14 protein-coding genes and 2 pseudogenes are annotated in these 13,029 nt (G+C 34.0%); 3 read left to right on the plus strand and 13 right to left on the minus strand.

Going from position 1 to position 13,029, the window contains the following annotated elements; translation table 11 throughout:
• The first annotated feature begins 36 nt into the window (after positions 1-36).
• On the plus strand, positions 37-951 hold the full coding sequence (locus tag CLNEO_RS12575) for a DMT family transporter (protein WP_066089660.1): 915 nt from the start codon (positions 37-39) through the stop codon (positions 949-951).
• Between the two features lie 137 nt (positions 952-1,088).
• Here the strand turns inward: CLNEO_RS12575 and CLNEO_RS12580 are convergent, their stop codons facing one another.
• The 11 genes and pseudogenes from CLNEO_RS12580 to CLNEO_RS12635 all read right to left on the minus strand — a co-directional run bounded on the left by CLNEO_RS12580 (position 1,089) and on the right by CLNEO_RS12635 (position 8,926).
• Positions 1,089-1,352 (minus strand): hypothetical protein, encoded by a 264-nt coding sequence (locus CLNEO_RS12580; protein WP_066089662.1) that lies wholly within the window; start codon positions 1,350-1,352, stop codon positions 1,089-1,091.
• Positions 1,353-1,444: 92 nt separating this feature from the next.
• Entirely contained in the window at positions 1,445-1,882 is a 438-nt protein-coding gene (locus CLNEO_RS12585; protein ID WP_066089665.1) for a flavodoxin domain-containing protein, read from the minus strand.
• A 173-nt stretch (positions 1,883-2,055) separates the two neighbouring features.
• A pseudogene (locus CLNEO_RS16795) lies at positions 2,056-2,457 on the minus strand (lactate utilization protein).
• A gap of 189 nt (positions 2,458-2,646) precedes the next feature.
• The gene (locus tag CLNEO_RS12595) at positions 2,647-2,838 is read right to left on the minus strand and encodes a YwbE family protein (protein ID WP_066089667.1); all 192 of its coding nucleotides are present in this window, start codon (positions 2,836-2,838) and stop codon (positions 2,647-2,649) included.
• Between the two features lie 511 nt (positions 2,839-3,349).
• Positions 3,350-3,529, minus strand: coding sequence for a hypothetical protein (locus CLNEO_RS12600; protein WP_066089670.1), 180 nt, complete (start codon positions 3,527-3,529; stop codon positions 3,350-3,352).
• A gap of 106 nt (positions 3,530-3,635) precedes the next feature.
• Positions 3,636-4,052: a DUF3788 family protein gene (locus tag CLNEO_RS12605; protein WP_066089674.1), complete on the minus strand. Its 417-nt coding sequence runs from the start codon at positions 4,050-4,052 to the stop codon at positions 3,636-3,638.
• Positions 4,053-4,342: 290 nt separating this feature from the next.
• Positions 4,343-5,452: a hypothetical protein gene (locus tag CLNEO_RS12610; RefSeq protein ID WP_066089678.1), complete on the minus strand. Its 1,110-nt coding sequence runs from the start codon at positions 5,450-5,452 to the stop codon at positions 4,343-4,345.
• 526 nt (positions 5,453-5,978) lie between these two features.
• Positions 5,979-6,305, minus strand: coding sequence for a ParA family protein (locus tag CLNEO_RS12615; RefSeq protein WP_066089680.1), 327 nt, complete (start codon positions 6,303-6,305; stop codon positions 5,979-5,981).
• Positions 6,306-6,621: 316 nt separating this feature from the next.
• Positions 6,622-7,140: a YehS family protein gene (locus CLNEO_RS12620; RefSeq protein ID WP_066089683.1), complete on the minus strand. Its 519-nt coding sequence runs from the start codon at positions 7,138-7,140 to the stop codon at positions 6,622-6,624.
• A gap of 91 nt (positions 7,141-7,231) precedes the next feature.
• Positions 7,232-7,621, minus strand: coding sequence for a hypothetical protein (locus tag CLNEO_RS12625; RefSeq protein ID WP_066089686.1), 390 nt, complete (start codon positions 7,619-7,621; stop codon positions 7,232-7,234).
• Between the two features lie 858 nt (positions 7,622-8,479).
• On the minus strand, positions 8,480-8,926 hold the full coding sequence (locus CLNEO_RS12635; protein ID WP_066089690.1) for a staygreen family protein: 447 nt from the start codon (positions 8,924-8,926) through the stop codon (positions 8,480-8,482).
• A 380-nt stretch (positions 8,927-9,306) separates the two neighbouring features.
• On the opposite strand from CLNEO_RS12635, the gene CLNEO_RS12640 reads away from it, so the two are divergent.
• Both CLNEO_RS12640 and CLNEO_RS12645 read left to right on the plus strand, forming a co-directional pair.
• On the plus strand, positions 9,307-10,812 hold the full coding sequence (locus CLNEO_RS12640; RefSeq protein ID WP_066089693.1) for a phytoene desaturase family protein: 1,506 nt from the start codon (positions 9,307-9,309) through the stop codon (positions 10,810-10,812).
• Positions 10,813-10,923: 111 nt separating this feature from the next.
• A complete protein-coding gene (locus CLNEO_RS12645; protein ID WP_201032933.1) occupies positions 10,924-11,919 on the plus strand; it encodes an SPL family radical SAM protein in 996 nt (331 codons plus the stop codon).
• Positions 11,920-12,574: 655 nt separating this feature from the next.
• Here the strand turns inward: CLNEO_RS12645 and CLNEO_RS16800 are convergent.
• Positions 12,575-12,775 (minus strand): annotated as a pseudogene (locus CLNEO_RS16800) (hypothetical protein); the annotation flags it as partial.
• Positions 12,776-12,812: 37 nt separating this feature from the next.
• Positions 12,813-13,016, minus strand: a complete 204-nt coding sequence (locus tag CLNEO_RS12650) for a hypothetical protein (protein WP_066089699.1) — start codon at positions 13,014-13,016, stop codon at positions 12,813-12,815.
• Positions 13,017-13,029 lie beyond the last annotated feature (13 nt).

The raw sequence follows: 13,029 nt of genomic DNA on the forward strand, positions 1-13,029 counted from the left end.
GAGAGATAATACAATGAATCCAAAGGGGGTGTTCAAATGTATTATTTACTGTCAATCTTGGCGGGGGTTGTCATTTCTGCCATGGTGTCGCTAAACGGTAGGCTAACAGCATCTTATGGCACTTATTCAGCAGCCGTAATTATTCATATCGTTGGCGTAATATTTGCAACCTCAATATGCGTAATAAGAAAAGAGCACATACAAATTAAAAGCCGGGCTCCGCTATGGGCTTATTTCGGGGGCGTTATCGGCGTGCTTACAACACTGTTTAACAATTACGCTTATGGGCACATCACCATAACCAACATCGTAGCCTTGGGGTTGCTGGGGCAGAGCATTACATCCGTCGTTTTAGACTCCTTCGGGTGGCTTGGTGTAGAAAAGCGACGGATACACAAGAGCTCTATTGTTGGCTACCTTACTGCGATTATCGGTATCTTTATCATGATGGATAACTCCGTTTCAGAGGCTGTGTTTGCCGTCGTTCTGTCGCTGAATTCCGGTATTACAGTGGTGCTATCCAGAACCGTAAATTCAAGACTGTCAACAGAAACAAGTCCATTGGTAGGTTCATTAATAAACCATCTAGTAGGTTTGCCTATTTGCATTGCTCTTGCACTTTGCTTACAGAGACCCGTCTGGTTGATGCCTACTGGAACAAAACTCTGGATGTATTTGGGTGGTGCACTTGGGGTGGTAACTGTTCTGCTGTTAAATATCACTGTCCCAAGGGTGTCAGCGTTTCGCTTGACACTGTTATCGTTTGTGGGGCAAATCTTTACTGGAATAATACTGGATTTGGCACTCGGTTTGGAATGCTCCACTTTCACCTTTGTCGGTGGACTGATAATCACTGCTGGCTTGCTGGCAAACATGATGTTGGAGTATTGGAATAATTGTAGAATCCAAAAAAAGAATCATATTGGAGCAGCGCCAGAGCAGCAGAAATAGCTCTCTGAGACAAAGTGTTCGGAAGCAAATAATCAGGGAAACCATATTCTTAGCCCAAGGTAGAATAAAATACCTGTAGTATTCCATTATCGATACGATGACATGTCCATCATAAACATAACTAGAAACTGACTTTTCTAAAAATCACCCTCATAAAGAATACTTATGCAGCTCTTTTCCACAATGTGGACAATACTCAGGAACCGGCCCCCTAACCCAAGAAAGAGACTTGCCACAACGGGGACATTGGTAAGAATGGAGAATTCAATCATTTCAGCTATCACAATAATGGCTCCCACAACAAACATCCAAGTTTTAGCCATAATCTCTCCTACTAATAAAACGAACAAACGAATAACCATTCCAGACAACAGCATAGTTCTGCTTTTATAACAGTTCATTACGCATCACCTCTGCAAATTAAAAAAATCATATTATCCGTTATAAATATAATGGCAATTGTCAGCATCTGTAATATAAACAGTGGATATAGTCATAGAAGGGATATATAAAAATCCACAGCGCCTCTGACTTCACTTTCATCTGGATGCCCTTTGTTGATCCCGCCCACCAGTTTTAAAGGACCATATGTGTCATACCCGGAGCAGCCATATGAACCAAGGGATACGCAGCCCCTACCCTCTAAGGCTGTACATATGTTTTGCGAAAAATCTTTGTTGTTTTTACCACAAGAATATATGAAGAACACTTTCTTTCCAGAAGGAACAGATTGTGCTAAAGATGTAATCTTCTTGTAGAACTTCCCAAATGCAACGCCCGATGCGAAGCCAATAATATCATAGCTTTCATAATTAACAGAATTAACTTCTGTTGCGTCGACTAGGTCAACTTCATTTTTTGTGGCAATGTCATCCACTAGCTTTTTCGTATTTCCATGATGGGTTGATTCAAATACAATAACTACTTTCATTTACAATAACCTCCAATTTACTCAGTTTACTCAATAATGGAACATTTATCAATAACCATAATTTCCGTTTATAAAAATCACTTTTATTCTATCCTTTGAAAATTGTCCTGCTATCAAAATAAAATCATTGCAGATGCGCCGCTAATGTTTGCAGGCGATGCACCTCCCAAGTCTTACACATGGCGTATTTTTATTAAGCCTTTTCGCATCCAGTGGTGCTGCAATTTGTCTTGTGGCTCAATAGCATCTTCCACAGTATCAACTAATTTATTCATGACAACAACAACTATGACCTGCCTGGGCCCATAAATCACAGGAGCAACACGGCTGCCAATTCCATCGATGTTAAACAGCTTCCCATTCATGATGACTGCGTTTGCGCCTGTAATAAAAGTGGCTGCGTCAAAATTACTGAGTTATAGTTTTCGCTTATCCTCGGAAGTCAAGTTTTGCTGGTGTTTATCATAAAAAGTATATTTTCCCTTCCGAAGATATTCGAATACCCCAGTTTCATCTAATGTAGCGGTATCTCCGCAGCCAATCTTTTCGCCCTCGGCAAGCTGTGTAGAAAGCAGAGAAAGCTATTCCTGTCTGTTTTCTACATAGTAACTCCCCCATATTTTTGTTCTATAAATTGTTAATCGTTTTCTTTATTCTCTCATCCATACAAGTAAAAAACTCCTAAAAATATAAACAAATGAAACTTGCCTTCTTCTCACAGTTTAACATAATACGCAACTCGAATTACACTCATTAACCTTAAATTAAATTATTTCTTGGACCCTTCCCACTTGTCCATCAGTTAACATTACTTTGATACCGTGAGGGTGAAATTTACTGTTGGTTAGTATTTTCCCAACTGTTCCCTCTGTAAGTTTTCCTGTTCTTTGGTCAGCTTTCAATACAATCTTTACTTTTACACCGATTTTAACATCAGATCTATTTTGTCCGTTCATATTTTCTCCTTATTTGTCCATTCACTTAACACTTACCAATCTCAAGTTCAGTTCATTGACTGGGATTTCTGTAATCTTAATAATCCAACATTCCAAATCATCATCTTATAATTGAACACAATTTCATTTTAATAATTATACCATTCTTCACTGTGTTTTTCCTGAGAGTGCCCTCATACTCATTATAATTATCCTTTCTTATAGCTCGTATAATTGAAAAAACTCTAAATACATGTCCATGTCACGGATTACTGTACTGTAAAAATTAATCTAAACCTTATATTGCGTGATTCAAAATACTTAATAGTAAATATAAAAATCATTCGCACATTTCTGGATGACGCAAATTTTAACGTGTTTAAGATTCCCATTATGGTACTAGTATGTACCCAACAAACTGGATCCGCTGTGTAAACATAACTAGAAATTCAAATATACACGCAACCTTATCCTTATTTTAATTCATTACCACAATGCGGACAATATTTTGGAATGCCATCTCTACAATCCATTAAAGACTTATAGCAATAGGGCATCTATAAAAAATTACTGACTGAAGAATACCCGCAAAAGTACATAAAGTTCCAATTACTAAATAAATCATTTCATTTTTTATATATCCCACAGCTAATAGCAAAAAGCTAACTATAAATAACCCCCACATAAGTCTATGACTTTTACGATAGTTCATAAGGCATGACCTCCATATATAAAAAAAATCTTTTTCGTTAAACATAATGCGTTTTTCAATGAACGATTAAGCGGCAGGTTGTTTCATGAGTTCTCACGACAATCCGCTATTTGCAACTTTGCTTATAGGAAATCAATGTAAAAACATCTTTGAGCTGTGTTGATTCTGAAACATCTATTATTAGGCTTACCAACTTCCCCTTGACCTGCTCATTTCTCATCTTTGTTTTTATTTCATTTGCAATAGGCAAATCCATTACCCCTAATCGAGTTTTCTGGGTAAAATGAAAACTTACTTTAAAGAAACCTTGCCAAATTGAAATCCAAAAAACAGTTTTTCTCTTCGAAATACCTTTGCTTAGCCAAGCATTACCGTCATTATAAAAACGCCATTCCAGTTTTGCTCCATACTCTGGAAGGTTTCCCGTAAAAGTTTGATAAACTTCAATGCAATTACCCAATATAGAGGTCAGAACGGCATCAGTAGGATAAATATGAGCATCATTTAACAACGGTCTGTCCAAGCTTCTCACCTCCTATATCAATAACTAGTTCGAGCTTACTTCGCATGTCATAAACATAATACGAAGCTCATCAGCTCAATTGAATGTCTCTCCTCTTACTATAATTTTTCAATTATAATTTATTTCATTACAACCAGATAGCCCAATCACCATAATCAAAGTACCGCTACCATGATGTAGGTTGCCATCAGCTTTCAGTTGCCTGAAAGCATCTCGCATAAAACTCTTATTTCTTGCTCCACTTGATAATATATATGCTCAAACTTTACGTTCTTCAGAGTGTAAATATATTAGTTATAATAGAATTCATGAAGTGATGTCCAAAAATTTCCTTTATTTGCATTAAACAGATCAAGATGATGATTAACAAAACCATTATCTTGAACACTCGGATCAATGATATTAAGTGTTTTTTTACTTCTGCCAACACAACTTTTCTTTATTCGTTCTTCTAACTCTATATCATTGTTCATAAAACTTTTGCCAACAATCCAAATAATTTCGGCATCCTGTAACGACTTATAAAATAATTCTTGATGCAAAGATAGCAACCGATTATTTTTGTACAAATCTTCTTTGTATTTAATTGGTAAAATTACTCGTGTCAAAGTATCTCCAAATATCCTAAATTCTGTACCTTGAACTGGTAAGTTATAAAAAATTTCTTCATGAGTTGTCCCAACCGTTTCTAATTTAGAATACCAATTAAACGAACCATGAACCTTTAAAAGTTTAACCGGAACTTTTCCAATAAGATGACTAGGAATATTTATCCCTGCAAATCCTAAGCTTTCTAATGACGCTGGTGCTAATTTTCCCAGATTAAGTAAAGTATAATCTGCAATTTCATCATAATTAAATGAAACAACAATATCATTTTGTTCTAACGAGTTAAATAATTTAGAAAGATATTCACACTGAATGTTTCCTCTATGACATGAATAAATATAATTACGAAAATCCACCATAAAAATAGTTTGAAAGTTATTATAGGCTATATACTCTTGTGCTAATCTTTTATGTTTAGTAGCAAAAGATAAAATATCTATCGCAAGATTAACGTATTTAGGATCTGGAATAAAACCATTTATAATAGAATGATTGCTCAGAATATTTTGCAATGTTACATCATCAAAAAATGTATATTGAGGGATAATTGCACGTCTGATTTTTTCAATGTAATACAAAGCTGTACAAAAGATTTCAAAATCATTATTTATTTCAAGGGATTGATATAAGCTTTCAAACTCCTTTACAATTTCAATATCTGGATTCTTATATTCCTTATGTGCATCTGCTGCCACCGAAAATAAATCCTTCAGCAAAGGCGGTCTATATCCTTCCCTAGCCCAACTAGAACCATACGATGCACCTGCACCTAGAATTATCAAATTATGCAACTCAAATTCCTCCTTCTACTCATTTTTCTCTCTACGAACTCAGAATATGTAGACTGTCTCTCACTATTTTTTACCTTAATCCAACTTCCCATTATGGTACAAACCCGCAGATATTCGAATTGCATGTTATTGCTAATACTGGAATCTTTGTTTTCAATTCTCCCAATCATAATTAAACAATGTATTAATCCACAATGCTTAAATCAAAGTAGTTAATAATATTTCATATCAGCAATATCGGTTAAAAATGCGCAACAATTAAATCCATCGTTCCTTGTACCTTTTTGCTTTATTATACATTCATCTTCATAATATTTCCATATATATTAAAAAAGGTTACGCCTAAGTATCATTTTATGACCTAGACTTAACCTTGGAATTTACTATATTTTCTTAAAACGCCCTATGTCATCTATATTTTCACCATTTTTAAGGCTCAAAAACGGCACTTTTGTGCCTTGTCACCACAATTCGTCATCATTATTATCGTTTTTGCGAAAATTTTCTATTACGAATGATTTAGGAATCACTTCACTAGAGGTGCTTTTTGCTGCCCAAAAGGAGGTGACCCCATGGCAAACAACATCAAAGGCATTACCGTAAGAATCGGTGCCGACACCACGGACCATGGTAAAGACTCGTCTTTAATCAGCTTGCGAAGGATCGTATTGATGGTTACCTCCAATTTGTTGTTGTTTTTCACGCCAAAGATAATACTTGAATGCCCTTGACCTTCAAAGTCAGCAAGGGCAGTTCTGTGTCCCCGCTGGGACAAAAGATAGGCAAGCGTAGTGACCGTGGCCGTTTTTCCCACGCAGCCCTTCTCGTGTATAATTACAATTACTTTTGCCATCGGTAAAACGCCTTTCTTGGGTAAAAAGGGCAATAAAAAAATAGACGTAATCGGTGAAAACCCGCTTGCTTACTGGGTTTCTCTGATTACTGTCTATTATAACTCAGGCATTGCTTAACATAACATCAATAGTTCGCTCGCACCCTTGTCTTTCCCTGTAGGTGATTTAATACCTATGAAGGTACGGCAACAAATGTGGGTAAGATTTTCGATCTTTATCTCCAAGGTAAAAGTGTTGTCGGTATTATGGCAGAATTAGAACGGCCTTATTCCGTTGAATACTCCTGATACTACAACCTTAACTTTGTAACGCCACCTATTTCCTGTTTTTTAAAGCTAATCCCTTGAGAAAATTCCTAGCGTATTTATCACCACACTCTTTATAATGCTTATGCCCCTCTTTTCTAAATAAAGCACTTAATTCCCCTTTTGTTACATTTAATCCGGAATCATTAAATATATCAAGCATATCTTCACTGGTTAGTGATAGGGCTATTTTCAATTTTTTAAGCATAATATTATTAACATTTTGATTATTCTTTATAGCCAAAACTGGTTTTTCAGACTGACCTGGTTCTTGATCTTGTAGTCCTCTTTTGAATATAATAAATCCATTTAAAAATGACTCTAATTCACTGTTCGTACATATTATATTCTCTTCTATTTCGTCTTGAACTTCATCTTCTAGATTGCAACTGTCTTTAGCTTTTATGAGCATCTTCCTTACTTTTTCTATTGTTAGCTCAATGCCACCAATTTTAAATATTTCCACCATTTCTGTATCCTTTATATCTAGTGCATATCTTAATCTAATTAAAATATCATTATTATCCATCTATAAATCCTCCCGTAATTTACGAAGAAACCCTCATTTTATCGAATTAGCCTTTTGGCAATAATAAAGATGCCACGAGAACCCAATACATTTAAAAATCCTTTAATGCTTCAGCCCATTTTTCCAACTTCACATGATCTGCACTAACATTTTCAATCGTAAAATTTTCAAACCCGTCTAATTTTTTTCTTGTTTCCTTTGCCATTTTAAGAACATCTATATTTTTTGTTCTTAACGTTCCTCTAATGGATTCATATAACACTGTATCATTAACAACGACAACTATTTCTTTATCCAAATATTTTTTCAATTTGTTCACAAGTATTTTCATGGCAACTTGTCCTACAATTGCAGGCTTCACATAATCCATTTTTACTGATTTCTTGCATATGAGTTTCAAATCATCATAGATACAATATTGAATTTCTATATCTTCTCCCTCATATAAGGATGCAATCCCTGCTAAATATGCTTTAATCATTAGATACCTCCGTAATTTATTATTCAATTCAATTAATAATTCTTTAAAACCTTGTTGAATGCCACACTCAAGCATTTATTTTAACTGAATTTTAGAAATATATCAAATCAAATAAAAGTATTTAACCTACCTAAAGCTAATCTGTCCACTCACCCCTAAGGATTGACCAGTTCCCAACAAGGGATTTCACATGGAATTCAAAGCCTTCAGGTCACAGAAGATTTTTACTCAAATCCCCGAAACCCCCATATTTCAAGCCTTTTCAAACACCTATTTGTCCTCCCTTGTATCAATTCCATTTCCAACTAACAAATTACGTTCCATAACTTTCATCCTATTCTTTCGTTTTTTATCTCGAACTATTATTTGCAAAATTCCTAAAAATTGTGGCATCATTATTTTCTTATAGAGCGTCTGCAGAATATCAAAAGTAACACTGATATCGTTACGAAAATGTTCAAATAATGTGTCTCTTAATAACCTCGTCTTAATCTGCATTGAATTCACTTCGTTTATTTCTATCAGGATTTCTCTTTACATTAGAATAGTCCATAGTGATTATCCTTTCTGTTAAGTTTGTTTTGTGGTGATTCAATCTTAACACAGAAAAATCTCTATGGTTTTTTTATTTAATTTTATTTAATTCAATTTAATTTTACAATGAAGCGCCTATTTTTCTTTTATGTTCGACTTGATTTTTTAAAATACCCCTAAAGGCATGGAGGATACTGTTCAAACCGTTATGACACAGTGTGAACTTTGGACCGATAAGGTAATGGATACATAAACCAAACAAAAAAACAACAAAAGCACCCTGGGAATGATAATCAAAGCTGGGGTTGCTTTGGTTTGTCTATCTTACTTATAATCTCCTATTTTACCAAAATTGTACATCTTATCAAATTTGGGATTATTAGAAATAAAATGAATATATACAGGTGTTTCATCAAAAACAGGTTTGTTCATAAATAAAAATCTATCGCCTTGGCGTAATGCCTGTAATGCTGTGGGCATCTCATTATAAAAAATCTTATTTCTAATAGAAGAAATTCCTTTTATGTCAATACCATCAACAATAACAGAACCGATTAAAACAAGACCTTTTTCTGATTCTTCCCAAGCAACTCTTACCTCATCTCTCATTTTTGTAATCTGATCATCGGCATATTTTTCCGCTATAAATACAAACAGTTCAGCAGTTATATCAGAATGAGTTATGGTATATCTCCTTTTCATAACAGGTTCATATGGTCTCATATCATCCCTATATTGAACAAAAACTTTCTTAGGATTCAGTATTTTCATTATTCAACCACCTCTAATCCAATTACTAAAATTTTATTCGATGATTTCAAAAATGTGATTGTTTTCTTATTTTTGATTTTTCTTTTAAAAATTCTTCTATAAAAACAGTTTATCAACAGTCTATTTTCATTTATCAGCAAAATTACAAACTCTTAATAAATCATGTAAAATAGATACAACTTTTATCAGGGCTAATAATTATGCTAATTCTAACAACTTAAAACATTATCTTGGATTTCCCCTTACTTAATGGGTAATACTTATAGCAATAAAAAATTTAAAAAAAACATTCTGCTATAATCCCTCAAAAGAATTTCCCATTATGCGTAGGCTATAAATTTATGGTAGAATACGCAAATTTTTACACTTGGAGGCAAATCATGAAGGAAATCAAAAAAGTGGTTATTATTGGTAGTGGTATTGGCGGTCTGTATAGTGGTATTAAATTATTACATGCCGGGTATAAAGTGGAAATTTTTGAGAAAGAAAATAAAGTTGGAGGTGTAGCTGCAACGCAAATAATTTCCCCATTAAACATTCATTTTGATGAATGCGCCTCTATCGTTATTGAACCCGAAGAATACAAAAAAATTTATTATGACATAGGCTTAAATCCAGATGATTTTTTTACTTTTATTCCCTTAAATGATTTATATAGAGTGTTTTTTTATAATAAAAAAACTTATTCAATTTCCAGTGAAATGTTTTGTCAAAAAGACCCTTTTGAGAAGTTATTTCATGAATCTTTCTGCCACTATGAAAAATTTGTAGAAGACTTAAACAAGATTTATTGTATAGCTAAACTACAATTTTTAACGAAACCTTTTTTTAAAATCAAAAAATCAGTCATAATCTCACGTAACATGATGAAAACTCTATATGCCCTAAAACCTTTTCAAACTGCATCATTTTTAATACGTCATTATATTAAAAATAAAGACTTTCAAAAGGTACTTTTATTTCAATGTCTTTATATGGGGATTTCCCCATATAGGTTAATGGCCACCTATGCCATGATACCCGCTGTGGCTCAATCAAAAGGTATCTATCATATAAAAGGGGGTATGGGCGCCTATATGGAAGGATTAAAACAAGTATTTGAGCTACTAGGCGGTACGATTCACCTTAACACCCCTGTAGAACATATCAATATGAAAAATAGTAAAGCAAATGGCATTATAGTAAATAAAAAGCGAGTAGCTGGGGATTATGTAATCTCCAATGCTGACTACTGTTATACAATTTCTAATTTGATAAAAAAACAGAAAGGTACAAAAAAATGGAAAAGGAAATGTACTACTTATAAGCATACATGTTCTGTATTCATTCTTAAATTATGTTTTAATAAAAAGTTTGATTCTTTAAGCGTGCATAACATCTATATTAATGAGAAATTTAAAAAGGAGGTAAACTATATTTTTAAAGGACGACTGCCAAAATCCCCGCCTTTATACATCTACTATCCCTCTTGTGTTGATGACAGCTTTGCAAATAAAAATTTTAGTTGTATGAATATCTTGATCCGCGTCCCCAATTTATCTCATAAAGATATATATTGGGATAAAAAAAACATCTCATTACTTCGTTCAATTTGTTTGAAAACTTTAGAAAAAATAACAAAATGCTCGCAACTTGAAAAGTTGATAGTATATGAAGAATGTTTAACTCCGACTACATTAAATACGAAATATAACTTAACAAATGGAGCTGCATTTGGTATTGCACCTACTCTTTTTCAAAATATTATGTTTCGTCCACAATTATCAATGCCCTCTATAAAAAATCTATACTTTGTTGGGAGTTCCATTCATCCTGGCAACGGAGTTTCTATTGTAATGAAAAATGCAACACAAGTAGCTACTTATATTATAAATAATAATCGTTAAAATAAGGTTTTCATTAAAATTATAATTCCAACTTATCTCAATTATCTGCCTGGCTACCAGCTTTAGTTCACCATTTCAGCAATTTACGTTTTGGAGGTGCTTATTGTGAAAATAGATTTTGATGCAGTATATTACGAACCTCAAATTCTTAACTATGAGTTGGGTATATTTCTTAAAACAAAATATTCTTCCCTACCTTGGATTGAAATTGACTCACATAATCGAATTCCTGAATTATGTACTTTGAACAACAAAAGCTTTCCTAAGCTGAAACAGCATTTAATTTTGGGGATACGCAAAACCCATAAATATACTGAAAATCATAAAATATCCGACTGGCTAGTTCCCTATACTTCTTCAGGGTGCCGTGCTATGTGCCTCTATTGTTATCTTGTATGTAATTACAACAAATGTTCATACCTAAGGTTGTTTGTTAACCGAGAGGAAATGTTAAATAGGCTATTAAAATTTGACGCCAAAACTGCTTCACCTCAAACCTTTGAGATCGGAAGCAATAGTGATCTATTACTGGAAAATAAAATTACCAATAATCTAGCTTGGACAATTGAAAAATTCGCCTTACAAGGTAGAGGAAAACTAACATTTCCAACTAAATTTGACATGGTACAACCATTATTAGGTCTTGATCATAAAGGGAAAACAATATTTAGAATGAGTGTAAATCCTGATGAAATCATTCGCAAGGTAGAGTTTGGCACCTCAATATTATCAGAAAGAATAAAAGCGCTAAATTATATGGCAGATTCTCAGTACCCTGTGGGTTTGTTAATTGCACCAGTAATTTTACTGCCTAATTGGAAAAATCTCTATAATGAATTAATAGAACAGCTTTCCGACCAACTGAGTGATAAAGTAAAAGAAAATGGATTTATTGAGATTATATTGATGACATACAGCTTTGTTCAAAATGCGATCAATACCGAAGCATTTCCCAATGCAACTCAAATTTTTGACCGTGCGCTGATGACTGGCAGAGGGAGAGGAAAATATTGTTATAAGGAAAATATCCGTCAAGAAGCCGAGGCGTTTTTATGTCAAACACTTGAAAAAAAATTACCCCATATGAACATTGTTTATATTTCATAATGAGGAAGTTTTTTCATGATTTGTAGTGAATCAACGGTGTATTCCATAATTTGGGTAAAAATCGTACACTCTAAATAACCATTATCAGTAAAATGATATAAAATGAAACCATACTATTAGTGACTAGTCTGATTTTAAACTTTATAAAATGCATTTTAATAACGGTTTAAAACTCAATTACAAGGGGTTTCCTTTGCTTTATAGTAAACCTACCTACCGCTAATCTGTCCACTCAATCCGAGAAATTGACCAGCTCTCAACAGGCGATTTTACAAGAAATTACGGGGATTCATGGCACAGAAGAATTTCATTCAAAGCCTCGGAATCCCCATATTTCAAGCCTTTTTCAAGCCCTACTTGTTCACCCTGGAATCAACGCTATCGTCTCAGCGCACGCCAGCCATAAGGAATACATCAAACGGATTTTATAAATATTTATATAATAATGTATAAATAGCCCCAAATACCGCATTAACCACTACAGTGCTATCTATTTATTCCATCATCTTTTTATATCCTCAAGGGGTGGTTGAGATGTTTGGTTTTTATCTCCGATTATAAAAATTTTTTGACTCTACATATAGAACAACAACTCAAATCATTCATTTCACTCGCTTATAACACATATGTAAGTACTTGCAAAAAAAGGAGTGCCCTAAATTTTAAAGCACTCCATAAGTAAAAAACATTCGTTTATCAGATTCGATTCCACCAAGAGATTTTTAATCACTTGTGCCGCTTCTGCGTAAGTCAAATTGGATTTTGGTGAAATGGCTGTTGCTGTAGTTCCGTAGAAGCCATGGGCCGCTAATGCTTCCTTTACATATCCTATTGCCCAACTGCTTACATTCGCAAAATCCGTGTAGGTTAGGTATCAGTTCCTATCACTTCAACTAAGCTTTGATACCTTCATAGCTCGTTGGTAACTCATCAAATCCCGAAACAAATCCAATAGCTGCGGCACTGGCTCTTGCCAAGCTAAGGTATGCACCAAAAATACTGCGAGCACCTTCATGTGTCATATCACTAAAAAGACTTAGGATTCCCATGAGTACAATAAAAGCCATTGCACTTCCTGTTGCAATTTTTCTTTCCACTGTTATTTCTCCC

This window comes from Anaerotignum neopropionicum (assembly GCF_001571775.1).
Taxonomy (GTDB): domain Bacteria; phylum Bacillota; class Clostridia; order Lachnospirales; family Anaerotignaceae; genus Chakrabartyella; species Chakrabartyella neopropionicum.

Coding starts and splice junctions, on each gene's coding strand:
- CLNEO_RS12615 (WP_066089680.1), bottom strand. CDS start 6,305: ATGGCAAAAGTAATTGTAATTATACACGAGAAGGGCTGCGTGGGAAAA.
- CLNEO_RS12575 (WP_066089660.1), top strand. CDS start 37: ATGTATTATTTACTGTCAATCTTGGCGGGGGTTGTCATTTCTGCCATG.
- CLNEO_RS12640 (WP_066089693.1), top strand. CDS start 9,307: ATGAAGGAAATCAAAAAAGTGGTTATTATTGGTAGTGGTATTGGCGGT.
- CLNEO_RS12620 (WP_066089683.1), bottom strand. CDS start 7,140: ATGGATAATAATGATATTTTAATTAGATTAAGATATGCACTAGATATA.
- CLNEO_RS12625 (WP_066089686.1), bottom strand. CDS start 7,621: ATGATTAAAGCATATTTAGCAGGGATTGCATCCTTATATGAGGGAGAA.
- CLNEO_RS12635 (WP_066089690.1), bottom strand. CDS start 8,926: ATGAAAATACTGAATCCTAAGAAAGTTTTTGTTCAATATAGGGATGAT.
- CLNEO_RS12600 (WP_066089670.1), bottom strand. CDS start 3,529: ATGAACTATCGTAAAAGTCATAGACTTATGTGGGGGTTATTTATAGTT.
- CLNEO_RS12580 (WP_066089662.1), bottom strand. CDS start 1,352: ATGAACTGTTATAAAAGCAGAACTATGCTGTTGTCTGGAATGGTTATT.
- CLNEO_RS12585 (WP_066089665.1), bottom strand. CDS start 1,882: ATGAAAGTAGTTATTGTATTTGAATCAACCCATCATGGAAATACGAAA.
- CLNEO_RS12595 (WP_066089667.1), bottom strand. CDS start 2,838: ATGAACGGACAAAATAGATCTGATGTTAAAATCGGTGTAAAAGTAAAG.